A 12,612-nucleotide genomic window follows, 5' to 3' on the forward strand; every position below is an offset into this window, starting at 1 on the left:
ATAGGGAAACGCATTTGCATTGCCTTCCCCTTGCATAGGGAAGGACTTTGGTTCAATTGGTTGGCATCGGATTCGGGTTCCTCAGGGACAGATCGCCCAGCCCGGGAAGTTTTATCCCCAGTGCTGCGGGATTTACACCGAACGACAGCCCGAGAATGTTGACCTCCAGGCCTTCCCTGGCGCCCACGAGTAGGCCAAGGTAGCCGCCTGCGGAAAACTGAAAGCCGGCACCTCCCGGTACTTCTGCAATAAGGCGCTCACCCAGGTAGTCCTTACCGATGGCATGGGCGGGAAGCGCGACATCGAGTCCCGGAACCTCCCTGATTACCCAGGCCACGAAGGTATTGCTGTTCGGGCCTGGCCAGGCTTCGTACTCGGTCGGGTAGGGGTAGGACTCCACTGCCTCGTAGATGTCGGGAATAAGCTTTTCTGCCTCTTCTCCGCGGATATCGGCATAGAGTTCCGGCTTCGCGCCATACCAGTGCCTGTCCGGTTCACCCGGCCTGGAATTAACCACGTAGCTGCGCCAGCCAGTAACCTCATGAACCCGGTAGTGGCTGGCACCTTTTTCCTTGGTGGCTATCCAGGTGTGCACGGCAAAGTAACCACGCCAGCTCCAGGCCCTGGCGCCATAAACCTGGACGATGGCTTCCTCAGCCTGCTCTGGCAAAGGCGCAATCCGGGCACTCTCCCGGGTGGCTGTTTGCCAGCTCTCCGCACCCTGCAGGCTACCGCTGGTGGCAAGCAGGATAGGGCCAGAAAGCAGCAGGAGCAGGGCCCCGACAAACCAGCCGATGTATTTCAGAAATCGTTTCATGAACCAAGTCCGGGACGTGAGGATAACGGGGACTCCTGCAGACGCAGAAAGTTCCGGTACAGGACATTCATTGTAGTGAACAGATACGTCACCCGTTAGTTGACGGATGAGGAGGTTGCCGGGCCGTGGTTTGCTGGCACCAGGCTTCTCTTCTAGGCTCAAAGGTACAAGTTGCAATTTTCAGGAGGATTTTATGTCGGACCATCATGTCTACAAAAAAGTGGAAATTGTCGGTTCTTCGAAGAAAAGCATTGAAGATGCAATCGAGAACGCACTTGAGGAGTGCGGAAAGAGTGTCCGCAACATGGAGTGGTTTGAGGTAACAGAAACCCGCGGCCATATTGTCGACGGCAAGGTCGGCCATTACCAGGTTGTGATGAAAGTAGGTTTCCGTATCGCTGACAGCTGAAATTGACAGAAACGGATAATCCGGGAGGTTTGACATGCCTGATACTCAGAATGCGCTGCTACTCGTGGATATCCAGAACGACTTTTGTGAAGGCGGAAGCCTCGCTGTTCCGGAGGCAAGCCAAATCCTGCCGGTGGTAAATCGCCTGATTGCTGAAGCCTCGGACGCGGGTCAGACGATTATCGCCAGCCGGGACTGGCACACTGTCGATCACGCCAGTTTTGAGGCGCGCGGAGGTCCCTGGCCACCCCATTGCGTTCAGGATACCGAAGGCGCGGCGTTCCATGCCGGCATGCAGCTGCCGGATGACGCGGTGCGGGTCAGTAAGGGAACCGGATTCGACACCGATGCCTATTCGGCCTTCGACGGTACCCAGCTCGACAGCTTTCTCCAGCGACACGGTATCGGCAAACTCAGGGTTGCGGGGCTGGCTCTGGACGTCTGTGTGCGGGCTACCGTGCTGGATGGGTTGAAATGCGGCTTCGATATCGAGCTGATAGCCGACGGAACCCGTGCGGTTGATCGGGAAGGGGCCCCCGGGGTCTTTGAGGAGCTTCGGGCCGCCGGTGCGACCATAGGCTGAACTTTCAGGATTATGCGAGGAGGGGCTTTGATTAAGCAGGAAGATCTTCCTCTGATGGTGGATCTGTATGAGTTGGCCATGGCCCAGGCCTACTGGGCAGAAGGCATGGCTGACACAGCGGTTTTCAGCCTGTTTTTCAGAGAATTGCCTGAGCACCGTAATTTTGTACTAGCCTGCGGCCAGCGGCACATTGCCGAGCTGATCGGTCAGCTGCGATTTACCGAAGATTACATAGAGCGACTGCGACAGCTGAATCGGTTTCAGCCGGAGTTTCTGGACTGGCTCAAAGGGTTTCGCTTCAGCGGCAATATCCGTGCTGTCGAAGAGGGAACGCCGCTGTTCCCGCAGGAACCGATTCTGGAAGTGACCGCGCCGATAGCCGAGGCGCAGCTTCTGGAAAGCCTGATCATGAATTATGTCCATCTTGAGTCGGTTCTGGCGTCAAAGGCAGTTCGCTTGACGTTTGCCGCCGACGGCAAACCGGTGGTGGATTTCGGCATGCGGAGGATGCACGGCCTGGATGCTGCCCACCGGGGCGTGAGGGCTTACCGGTTGGCGGGACTGACAGGTACCAGCAACGTGCTTGCCGGCCTGGATTATGGCATGGATGTCAGTGGCACTATGGCCCACAGCTTTGTGCAGGCGTACCCGGACGAAATGGAGGCGTTCAAGGTGTATGCACGGCTGTATCCGGGTACCACACTTCTTGTTGACACCTACGACACCCGGCGAGCAGTGAGGCGTATCGTTGACTGGCTCCGGCAGGAACCCGGTGTGCGCATCGGGGCAATTCGACTTGATTCCGGAGACCTTGAACAAGAGGCCATGGATTGCCGGCAAATACTGGACGATGCCGGCTTCACGGAGATAAAGATCATGGCCAGCGGAGGCCTGGACGAATACCGGATTGCCGCGCTCTTGCAGGCGGGCGCACCCATTGATGGTTTTGGCGTTGGCACTGCCATCGGGGCAGCGAATGACGCCCCCGCCCTTGAATTGGCCTACAAACTGACCGAATACGCGGGTGAACCGAAGATGAAAAGCTCATCGGGCAAGACGTCCTGGCCGGGCCCAAAGCAGGTTTTTCGGCAGTTCGATGGTAATGGCATGGCCAAGGTCGACATCATTGCGGGTATGGACGAACCAGTGGATGGCGCGCCGTTACTGGAGACCGTAATGGCGGACGGGGCGCTTTTGCCTGGCTTTCCGGCGCCCCTTGATGACCTGGTATCGAGTGCCCGTGATGCCTTGGCCGCTCTGCCGGAGCCGTTCAAAAGATTGCAGCCGGCAAAGGCGTTTCCAGTGGAATTCACCGACTATCTGAAGAATCTTCAGGCCGAAACCCTCAAGAAAGTCTCTGTCTGAACCGGCCCCGGTTGGCACCGGTAAGGCTTATGCGCCCCGGATGGTCCGGTGCCGGATGGAGGAAACGAGCTGGTTCATCAGGTCCCGGGCCTCGCCCTCATGCAGGCTGTGGCATTTGTCCTGCAGTACCCGGCGGTCGTGGTTGGATGAGGCGCTGGAGACGTCTTTGAGCAAATCCAGATACTGGCAGGCGGCCAGGTGGGCCTTTATCTCGGCATCAATGAGCCTGGTTACCAGTTCATCAACGGATTCGGTGCAGAAGGGACGGTTCCGGTTCAGCAGGTTGCGCGCCTCCAGGGCTGCATTGCGGGCTTCCAGTCTGAGTTCGCCGGCGGCTTCGCCCGCTTCAACCGCTCTCAGGAACATGCCCAGGCGTTCGTGAAGATGCCATACCTGGGGCCAGATCTTGCTGTAGGCTTCCACTTCTGTACGGTAGCGGGCTTCCTCGACGGACGAGCCCGGCGCCCCGTTGCCGGCCTCCCCGGGGCGATTGAATTGCGCAACTCTTATGTCGTCAACTTCCCGCCAGAGGGTGTCGGAACGCTCGCGCAGCGCTGTTAACTGCTCCTCGTATCGGCTTCGAGCCCCGGAGCACAAAAACAGGGCTATAAGGGCGAGGATCGATGCCCCGGCAGCAAGAAGCAGTGGCAGGCTGCCTGCCGATATCATGCTCCAAAATGGGTCTGTATCCATGGCTTCTGACCCCCACGAAAATCCTGTCTGGGTCTCTCAGTATAGAAGTTAATCCTGCGTCTGTTGTCGAAAGGGCAGGACTGATTGGGCATCGTTAAAGTAACCCCGGACGTCTTCCGCCTCCTCGTGGGTAAAGTTTTCAATGGCCTCCCGGAAGCCAGGGTGCATAATGCCGTGCCAGGAATGGGTAATCACCGGCTCAAAGCCTCGTACCAGTTTGTGTTCACCCTGGGCGCCGGCGTCGATGTGGCTCATGCCCAGATCCATGGCCAGCTCGATACCCTGGTAATAGCAGGTCTCGAAGTGCAGGTGGTTGTATTCGTCCAGGCAGCCCCAGTAACGGCCATAGAGTGTGCTCTCGCCGGCCAGAAATAGCGCTCCGGCAATCATTTCGCCTTCGCGCTCAGCCATCACCAGATGAACATGCTCGGGTAACTTCTCCAGAAGCAGCTCAAAGAATTGCTTGTTGAGGTAGGGCCGTTGACCACGCTTGAGATAGGTTGCCTGGTAGAACACATAGAAGGCGGAGAGTACATGCTCCGGAATGCCCCGGCCGTGGAAGCGGGTAAAGGAAATACCCTGTTCCGCAACTTGCCGACGCTCCTTGCGTATGGATTTTCGCTTGCGGGACGTCAATGCACCCAGAAAATCCTCGAAGTTCCCATAGCCGTGGTTGTGCCAGTGGAACTGACATCCGATACGGTGTAGCTCCCGGTCGTGGTGGAGCAGTTTCTGGTCCTCGCTGTCCGGAAACAGCAGGTGCCAGGAGTGGGCGCCCAGTGTGTCGGTCAGGGTGTCGAGCAGATCATGAATCTGTTCGGCGGTCAGTTGTTGACGCAGATCCGGATCCAGCAACAACCGGGGGCCTGCAGAGGGCGTGAAAGGAATGGCAATCAACAGCTTTGGGTAATACGAAAGGCCATGTCGCTGGTAGGCATCGGCCCAGGCCCAATCGAAAACATACTCCCCCATGGAGTGGCTTTTCAGGAAAGCCGGTGCCAGGCCGACGATTCTGCCCTCCACCTTGAACACAAGGTGGCTGGGTGACCAACCGGTGGCTTCTGATGTGCAACCGGACGCTTCCAGAGCCTGGAAAAATTCGTAGCGAAGAAAAGGGTTGGAATGCCCAGCCAGCCGTTCCCACTGCCTGGCGGGAATATCATCAATGCTGGTGCACGTTTCCAGTGTAAGGGTTGCTGGTCCGGGTTCTGGCATGGTGGGTGAAAACTCCTTTGTGTACCCGATACCATACGTCAGAAGATGGCTTCTGATCACCCCGAAAGCCATTGTAAAGGTTCTGCAAAGGGGCAAGCCCGAATCAGCGGCCTGCGGGTGGCGTGTTAGACTTCAGGCAGCAACGGTTGCCGGTGCGACAGGTGGAGAAGTGATATGCAGAACAGGGTGTTACTGGTCGAGGACGATGATGAACTGCGAGAGCTGCTTGCCCGCTACCTCAGCAACCAGGGGTTCACCGTCCGCGAGGCGGCAAACGGTCGGGACGGACTGGCCCTGGCGCTCGGCCAGGACTGCGATATCGTGGTTCTCGACATCATGCTGCCAGACATCAGTGGCCTTGAGGTACTACGGGAGTTGAGGGCAGAGACTCATCTGCCGGTGGTACTGCTGACTGCCCGCGGCGATGAGACGGATCGGATTGTGGGTTTTGAAGTGGGTGCTGATGACTACATTCCCAAACCATGTAATCCGCGGGAGCTGGTGGCCCGACTGCAGGCGCTGTTGCGACGGATTGCCTGGGACCAGAAAACTGAAGTTAATGCTGCGCGGACATACGGCGACCTCCGTGTCGAGCCGGGTCATCGCCGGATCTATCAGAACGATGTGGCGATGGAGCTGACTGCCACTGAATACGAGGTTCTGCAGGTTCTGCTGGCGCATGCCGGCAGCGTGGTGCGCAAGACCGATCTCATGCAGTGGGCACTTGGTCGGCGGCTGGAGGCCTACGACCGTACCCTTGATATGCACATCAGCAACCTACGCAAAAAGCTGGGCAATGACGATCCGCCACGGATCGAAACCGTTCGGGGGCTGGGTTATAGCTATCGGGTGCCGGAATGAAGCAACGGCCCATGTTTCCCCTGTTCTGGCGTATTTTTCTCTCGATCTGGCTGGCCATGGTTGTCACCGTGGTGGCCAGCAACCTGGCAACCAGAATGCTCCTGGACCGGGAACGTGAAGCCATCGAGCGGCAGGCGGGGCTCAGGGATCTGGCAGAAGAAGCGATCGCAATTCGCGAGGCTGGTGATCGCGGTGCTGCCTGGCGCTTTCTGCGGGATGAGGGAGAGCGACTTGAATTGTTTCTGGTGCTGCTCGAGCAGGATGAAAACGATGGCAAGTTGCCTTCGTTCATTAGAGACCGAATGAAATCCGGATGGTATCCACAGAAACCGGCGGTTCTGGATGTTGGCAACGGTTACAGGTTGGTAGCCTGGCCCCGGGTGCAGGGCGCTGGCTGGCTCAACCCCCGATTCTTTCGCGCTATCGAGCTGGGGCTGGCCTTGCTGATGATTTCCCTGGCGTGCTGGTGGATTGCCCGCCTCGTATCACGACCGCTCCGGCATATGGAAACCACGGCCAGGGCGATTGCGGAGGGGGATAAGTCACTGAGGGTTAGCGAGAAGATTGCACAGCGCCGGGATGAGGTTGGGCAGTTGGCAACGGCTTTCAATGGGATGACAGAGCAGCTTTGCAGCCTGCTGGAACGACAAAAGCACCTGCTCCGGGATATCTCCCATGACCTGAGGACACCGCTCACTCGCCAACGTATCGCCATCGAGCTGGCAAGCGAGGCCGGTGCGGACGAGGAGCTGATGGCGAGTATTTTGCGCCAGAACGAACGGCTTGAAACCATGACCGGGCAGATACTGACGCTTTACCGGGTCACTGAAGCCGGCGGCGATATCGAGCGCGAGCCCCTCCGGCTGGTCCATGTGATCAATCAGGTTCTGAAGGATGCCGCAGATTACGCCGAACAACAGGGTGTGGACTGCAAGCTTGTGGTTGCGCCGGAAAGCTCGCGGGCATCAGTGCTGGGCGATGAAGGCCTTTTACAGCGCGCTATCGATAACGTGCTTCAGAATGCCCTTGATCACACACCGCCTGGCAGGGCGGTTCATCTGGTCGTGACCGTGGCAGATGACTGGCTGACCCTGACGGTTGATGACGAGGGGCCGGGCGTTCCGGTTGAGCTGATGGGTCAGCTTTTCGAGCCGTTCTTTCGGGCGGACAAGTCTCGGGGAGGCAAGGGCTGGGGACTGGGCCTTGCCATCGCCAGAGACATTGTTGCCGCCCACGATGGTGTCATTGCGGCAGAAGCCGGTGAGTATGGCGGCTTACGGGTGACGGTTCGTCTGCCGGTGTTTTTCGGAGCTGGTTGATTCCGTCTCCGGATCGGAGGGCTTCAGTTTCTCAGCACCGGAAAAGTCGATACCCTCTTGCAGCTCGTCCTCGTCAAACCGGATCCCGCAGGCTGCCTTGCGGATTCTTGCGGGTTTGGCAGTGCCCGGGTTGTTGTACTCGTCGTCAGAGGCCATAGGTCGTTGTCCATGAAAAAAGATTACCCCGTTCCCGCAGGATACCTTGAGCGTGAAACGGAAGTGAAGAAAAGCCGGTTCATTGCACGGGTGGCCCCGGTGAGCTCCCGGGAAGAGGTGAAAGACTGGCTTGAACAGGCGCACCAGGACCATCCGGACGCCCGCCATATCTGCTGGGCTTACCAGATCGGCCGCCCCGGTTCTGCCGCCGAGGCCGCCATGAACGATGATGGCGAGCCTTCCGGAACGGCCGGCAAGCCGATTCTTAATGTGATTCAGCACAAGGATATGGGCGATGTCCTGGTGATGGTGATCCGGTACTTCGGCGGTATAAAGCTGGGTGCCGGCGGACTGGTGCGGGCTTATGCCGGTGCCGCAGAGAGTGTTCTGTCTGCCGTTGACCGGGTGGTCCAGAAACCCATGACCAACGCGCGGGTGTCCCTGTCCTTCGCCGATGAACAGCCCCTTCGCCATTGGTGCGATGTGAACGGTGCATCGGTGGAGTCGGTTGATTATGGGGCGTCCGTCCGTGCCCATGTGCTGGTTCCGGAGGACCTCCAGGCGGAGTTCGGGGCGTTCTGCGATGCCCAGAAGCTGGATTACAGTTTTGAAAGATGATGGATCCCGGGGGCATCGTCACGCGTTAGCTACGCGTATACTGTTTGAATAGCGATCTTCTCAATTGAGGGCAGAAATCATGATGCGTTTTCTGATGTTGGCGGTTGTTGCACTGGCCATGACCGGTTGCGCCAGCAATGTGGTGACCGACTACAACTCGTCTGTGGTTTTTGGAAATTATTCATCCTGGGCGTTTGCCAGTGGTACGAACGAGTCGTCATTTACCTCACTCGATGGCACACGGGTACGCAGTGCCGTTGAGCGAGAGCTGAATCGCAAAGCATTGCGACAGGTGCCTGAGGCCGAGGCGGACTTGCTCGTCAGCTGGCAGATTGTCCCGGAAGAGCGGCTCGAACAGACTGGCCTGGGCCTCGGGTTTGGCTTCGGTAGCGGTAATTTCGGCTGGGCTCTGTCCGCGCCGCCACCGGTGCGTGAGATTGAAGAGGGCAAGCTGGTCGTCGAGCTGGCGGACAGCGAGACGAAGGAAGTTGTCTGGCGTGCAGCCAGCCGACGCTATCTGAATGAAAACCAGTTACCGGAAACCCGCAGGGAACTGATCGACGAAGTCGTGGCTGAAATGTTTACCAAGTACCCTCCCGGTCTTGATTGAAAGACCTGGCAGGACAGCAATTGCACGGAGACGGAATGAAGAAGCGATCTGAGGGCGGTCTGGTTTTCTCGACCGAAAAGGGGCGAATGTGCCCGGATTGCCGCAACCCGGTGGATGAATGCACCTGCAAGGCAGCATCACCGCCTGCCGGAGACGGTATCGTCCGGGTGAGCCGGGAAACCAAGGGCCGGAAGGGCAAGGGTGTCACCCTGATCACCGGTATCCCGCTCGACGACAAGGAACTCAAAGCCTACGCCAAGGTGTTGAAAGCCAAATGTGGCACTGGCGGCACGGTAAAAGACGGTGTGGTCGAAATCCAGGGCGACCAGCGCGACCTTCTGGTTCCATTGCTGGAACAGAAGGGGTGGACCGTCAAACGCGCTGGTGGCTGATGGTATGACACGCAATTCCCCATTGCTCACGCTACAATAGAGCCCTCGAACAACGAATCCCGAGTTTTACATCAACCGGAATCTGGCCGGAAATCCCCGGGGTATATCCCTGGGGGTGGCAAGTTTCGTTCTACCGGAGGCAAGCATGCATATACTGGTTTTGGGCGCAGGCGTTGTGGGCATTACCACGGCCTGGTATCTGCAGAAGCAGGGGCACCAGGTAACGGTGGTTGATCGCCAGAATAAGGCCGGTCTGGAAACCAGTTATGCCAACGGGGGGCAGATCTCGGTCTCCCATGCCGAGCCCTGGGCCAATCCATCAGCTCCCCTGAAGGTGTTGAAGTGGCTTACCAAGCCGGACGCCCCGTTGCTGTTCCGGCCAAAGCTGGACCCGGCCCAATGGCGCTGGGCGCTTTCTTTCCTGGGGCAATGCACTTCGGCCAAGGCCGCTCACAATATCCGCCAGATAGTGAACCTTGGCACCTACAGCCGTAGCCAGTTGCAGGCTCTTCGCAAGGAAGCCGGAATAGAGTACGACCATCTTGAGAAGGGTATCCTCCATTTCTACACCAATCCGGCCGAGTTTGAAGGCGCCATGGAGCCGACCCGGATCATGCAGGAGCTGGGTTGTGACAGGCAGGTTATCGATGCCGATCGCGCCGTTGAACTGGAGCCGGCACTCAAGCCGATCCAGAACCGGATCGCGGGTGCAACCTACACCTCGGAAGATGAATCCGGTGATGCAAGGATGTTCACCCAGAACCTCGCAAAGCGATGCGCAGAGGCCGGTGTTGAGTTCCGGTACGGGACAGAGATTCTGAGCTTCGAGCGTGCCGGCGAGCGGGTGCTTGGGGTTCAGACTCTCCGTGAAGGCCACCATGAGACTCTGCGCGCCGACGCCTATGTTCTGAGTATGGGCAGTTTCAGCGCGGCGCTGGCCCGACAGCTTGGCATCTTCCTCAACATATACCCGGCCAAGGGGTATTCGATTACCGTGCCGGTGAAAAACGAAGAGGCAGCCTTCAAGGTCAGCCTGACCGACGATGAGTACAAACTGGTTTACTCACGCCTCGGGGATCGAATGCGTGTGGCGGGAACCGCGGAACTCAGTGGTTACAGCCGGAAACTGAATTACACCCGTTGCCGCGCCATCGTCCGTCGCACTGCGGAAGTCATGCCCGAAGCAGGCTACTGGGACCAGGCCGAGTTCTGGACGGGCCTGCGGCCTGCGGCCCCTTCCAATGTGCCATACATCGGGAAAAGCCACTTCGCCAACCTTTACCTGAATACCGGTCACGGCACCCTGGGCTGGACCCATTCCTGTGGCTCCGCCGCGGCCCTTGCGGACATTATTGATGGTCGCAAGCCTGAGGTGGATTTTACGTTTTCCGGGCTTTAGAAATGAAAAAGGGGCCAGATGAAAATCTTCATCTGACCCCTGGCTCTGGTTTACGGACTGGTTACTGCAACTGATCCCGAATCAGCTTCTTGTTGATCTTGCCAACACTGGTTTTCGGAATATCCTCCACGAAATCAATGTGCTCTGGGATCGCCCATTTGTTGATTTCGCCGCTTTCCACGAACTGCTTCAGATGGTTCTGGATATCCCCGGCACTGGCCTGCTCACCGGGCTTCAGGGTCACCAGTGCATGCGGGCGTTCGCCCCATTTCTCATCAGGCACGCCCACCACGGCAGCACCTGCGACAGCCGGGTGCTGGCTGATCAGGTTCTCCAGGTCCAGGGACGACAGCCACTCACCGCCGGTCTTGATCACGTCCTTGATGCGGTCCTTGATGGTGATGGTGTTGTCCGGCTCCATGGACGCAACGTCGCCGGTATGCAGCCAGCCACCTTCCCAGAGCTGTTCGCCTTTCTCGGGTTCCTTGAAGTAACCCTGGGTGAGCCAGGGCGCGCGGGCCACGATCTCGCCCTTGGCTTCGCCATCGTGGGGTACCGGGTTGCCCTCTGGGTCTACGATTTCCAGTTCAACCATGGGCGTTGCAATGCCGGTCTTCACCCGCTTCGCCGTTTGCTGTTCAAGAGGCAGTTCCAGATCTTCGGGGGTGAGGTGGGAAGCGCAGAGCAGTGGGCAGGTCTCAGACATGCCGTAGGCAGTGTACATCTTGATGCCGAGCCTGGCTCCGGCGTCGCACAGTCCCTTGGTGAGTGCGCTGCCGCCGATCAGCACGTGCCAGTTGCTCAGGTCTGCGGTCTTGATGGATTCGGTGGCCATCATCATCTGCATGATGGTGGGAACGCAATGGGAGAAGGTGACCTTGTGCTCTTTGATAAGGTCGACCAGCAACTCCGGCTCATAGCGTCCGGGGTAGACCTGCTTGATGCCCATCATGGTGGCGGCATAGGGAACACCCCAGGCATGCACATGGAACATGGGTGTCACCGGCATGTAAACCGATGAAGAGCGCATCAGCGGCATTTCATCGAACGACGCCACGGTGCCGGTCATGGCCAGTGTGTGGAGGACGAGCTGGCGGTGGCTGAAGTAAACACCCTTGGGGTTGCCGGTGGTACCGGTGGTGTAGAAGGTGGTTGCCACACTGTTTTCGTCGAAATCCGGGAAGTCGAATTTGTCATCCGCCTTGGCCAGCAGGCTCTCGTACTCGCCGATGGTTTCAACCGGTGCCTGTTGAGCGGCATCGCTGTCGGTGAGCTGAATCCAGGTCTTGACCGTTTTGATCTCGCCCTTGACGGCTTCAATGATCGGGAGGAAATCATCGTGCACCAGGACCACATCGTCTTCGGCGTGGTTCATGGTGTAAACAATCTGGTCCGGCGACAGCCGGATGTTGACCGTGTGCAGAATGGCACCAATCATCGGAATGGCAAAGAAACACTCCAGATACCGCGGCGTATCCCAGTCCATCACTGCAACCGTATCACCGGGTTTTACACCAGCATCGGTCAGGGCGTTTGCCAGGCGATGGATGCGCTCTACCAGATCGGTGTAAGTGTATTTGCTCCGGTTAGAATACACGATTTCCTGGTCCGGATTGTATCGAGGGCCGGAAAGCAGAAGTCGTTTGATCAACAGGGGGTATTCGTAGGCGTTCTCAGCCGGGGGTAGTATGCGGGTCTGTGCCATTGCTTGTTTCCTCTTTCCCAGTTGTTGGTGTTATCGCGAGAAACAGGAATAAATCTGACACAGTTTGGCTGAAACAGGAACCGGTGAAAGTGAAAAAATGCAGAGCGGACGGCGGGTTAGCCAGGCTTTCTGTTCCGCTCTGCGGACCTTTGGCAAGATCGAAGGCCGGACCTACTCGTAGGTGCAGAGGTAAGCGGTGTCGATGTCGGTTTTTGCCTTGAAGCTGGCCTGGCCGGCTACGTCAAAACTCTCGCCCGCGCCGTAGGTCATCCACTCTTCCATGCCCGGCAGCAGGACGGTCAGGGCGCCACTGATGACGGTCATGGTTTCTTTTTTGCTGGTGCCGAACTCATACTCACCCGGGCTGATAACGCCCACCGTGGCGGGCAGAGTGGAGGTCTGGAAGGCGATGGATTTTGCCTTGCCGTCGAAATATTCATTTACTTTCAGCATGTGCTGGGCTCCTCAAA

General features: G+C 58.0%; 15 protein-coding genes. 9 read left to right on the forward strand and 6 right to left on the reverse strand.

What is annotated here, in order from left to right; translation table 11 throughout:
• Window positions 1–52: 52 nt before the first annotated feature.
• Complete coding sequence (locus tag QZ534_RS01155; protein WP_296930398.1) at window positions 53–817, reverse strand: DUF3750 domain-containing protein; 765 nt, start codon at window positions 815–817, stop codon at window positions 53–55.
• Window positions 818–1,010: 193 nt separating this feature from the next.
• Here QZ534_RS01155 and QZ534_RS01160 point away from each other — a divergent pair, with 193 nt between their 5' ends.
• Genes QZ534_RS01160 through QZ534_RS01170 form a run of 3 tightly spaced genes read left to right on the forward strand, consistent with a single transcriptional unit; the run spans window position 1,011 to window position 3,174 of the window.
• The gene (locus tag QZ534_RS01160) at window positions 1,011–1,226 is read left to right on the forward strand and encodes a dodecin (protein ID WP_069182941.1); all 216 of its coding nucleotides are present in this window, start codon (window positions 1,011–1,013) and stop codon (window positions 1,224–1,226) included.
• Window positions 1,227–1,260: 34 nt separating this feature from the next.
• A complete protein-coding gene (locus QZ534_RS01165; RefSeq protein ID WP_296930406.1) occupies window positions 1,261–1,809 on the forward strand; it encodes an isochorismatase family protein in 549 nt (182 codons plus the stop codon).
• 27 nt (window positions 1,810–1,836) lie between these two features.
• The gene (locus QZ534_RS01170; RefSeq protein WP_296930409.1) at window positions 1,837–3,174 is read left to right on the forward strand and encodes a nicotinate phosphoribosyltransferase; all 1,338 of its coding nucleotides are present in this window, start codon (window positions 1,837–1,839) and stop codon (window positions 3,172–3,174) included.
• A gap of 27 nt (window positions 3,175–3,201) precedes the next feature.
• Here the strand turns inward: QZ534_RS01170 and QZ534_RS01175 are convergent, their stop codons facing one another.
• The gene (locus tag QZ534_RS01175; RefSeq protein ID WP_296930411.1) at window positions 3,202–3,867 is read right to left on the reverse strand and encodes a hypothetical protein; all 666 of its coding nucleotides are present in this window, start codon (window positions 3,865–3,867) and stop codon (window positions 3,202–3,204) included.
• Between the two features lie 48 nt (window positions 3,868–3,915).
• Window positions 3,916–5,082, reverse strand: a complete 1,167-nt coding sequence (locus tag QZ534_RS01180; RefSeq protein ID WP_296930414.1) for a GNAT family N-acetyltransferase — start codon at window positions 5,080–5,082, stop codon at window positions 3,916–3,918.
• 174 nt (window positions 5,083–5,256) lie between these two features.
• On the opposite strand from QZ534_RS01180, the gene QZ534_RS01185 reads away from it, so the two are divergent.
• Both QZ534_RS01185 and QZ534_RS01190 read left to right on the forward strand, forming a co-directional pair.
• Window positions 5,257–5,943: a response regulator transcription factor gene (locus QZ534_RS01185; RefSeq protein WP_296930416.1), complete on the forward strand. Its 687-nt coding sequence runs from the start codon at window positions 5,257–5,259 to the stop codon at window positions 5,941–5,943.
• A complete protein-coding gene (locus tag QZ534_RS01190) occupies window positions 5,940–7,262 on the forward strand; it encodes a HAMP domain-containing sensor histidine kinase (RefSeq protein WP_296930419.1) in 1,323 nt (440 codons plus the stop codon). The genes QZ534_RS01185 and QZ534_RS01190 overlap by 4 nt, the downstream gene beginning before the upstream one ends.
• On the opposite strand, the gene QZ534_RS01195 is transcribed toward QZ534_RS01190, so the two are convergent.
• On the reverse strand, window positions 7,218–7,418 hold the full coding sequence (locus tag QZ534_RS01195; protein ID WP_296930422.1) for a hypothetical protein: 201 nt from the start codon (window positions 7,416–7,418) through the stop codon (window positions 7,218–7,220). The two genes, QZ534_RS01190 and QZ534_RS01195, sit on opposite strands and share 45 nt — an antisense overlap.
• 12 nt (window positions 7,419–7,430) lie before the next feature.
• Here QZ534_RS01195 and QZ534_RS01200 point away from each other — a divergent pair, with 12 nt between their 5' ends.
• From QZ534_RS01200 to QZ534_RS01215, 4 genes are all read left to right on the forward strand, one after another.
• On the forward strand, window positions 7,431–8,036 hold the full coding sequence (locus QZ534_RS01200; protein ID WP_296930425.1) for a YigZ family protein: 606 nt from the start codon (window positions 7,431–7,433) through the stop codon (window positions 8,034–8,036).
• A gap of 82 nt (window positions 8,037–8,118) precedes the next feature.
• Window positions 8,119–8,646 (forward strand): DUF4136 domain-containing protein, encoded by a 528-nt coding sequence (locus tag QZ534_RS01205; protein ID WP_296930666.1) that lies wholly within the window; start codon window positions 8,119–8,121, stop codon window positions 8,644–8,646.
• 35 nt (window positions 8,647–8,681) lie between these two features.
• Complete coding sequence (locus tag QZ534_RS01210) at window positions 8,682–9,038, forward strand: translation initiation factor Sui1 (RefSeq protein ID WP_296930428.1); 357 nt, start codon at window positions 8,682–8,684, stop codon at window positions 9,036–9,038.
• 145 nt (window positions 9,039–9,183) lie between these two features.
• Window positions 9,184–10,437: a D-amino acid dehydrogenase gene (locus QZ534_RS01215; protein WP_296930431.1), complete on the forward strand. Its 1,254-nt coding sequence runs from the start codon at window positions 9,184–9,186 to the stop codon at window positions 10,435–10,437.
• A 61-nt stretch (window positions 10,438–10,498) separates the two neighbouring features.
• On the opposite strand, the gene QZ534_RS01220 is transcribed toward QZ534_RS01215, so the two are convergent.
• Window positions 10,499–12,142 (reverse strand): fatty acid--CoA ligase, encoded by a 1,644-nt coding sequence (locus QZ534_RS01220; RefSeq protein WP_296930434.1) that lies wholly within the window; start codon window positions 12,140–12,142, stop codon window positions 10,499–10,501.
• 171 nt (window positions 12,143–12,313) lie between these two features.
• Window positions 12,314–12,595 (reverse strand): pyrimidine/purine nucleoside phosphorylase, encoded by a 282-nt coding sequence (locus QZ534_RS01225; protein ID WP_064228261.1) that lies wholly within the window; start codon window positions 12,593–12,595, stop codon window positions 12,314–12,316.
• Between the last annotated feature and the right edge of the window lie 17 nt (window positions 12,596–12,612).

The sequence above is a fragment of the uncultured Marinobacter sp. genome, from assembly GCF_913055835.1.
Taxonomy (GTDB): domain Bacteria; phylum Pseudomonadota; class Gammaproteobacteria; order Pseudomonadales; family Oleiphilaceae; genus Marinobacter.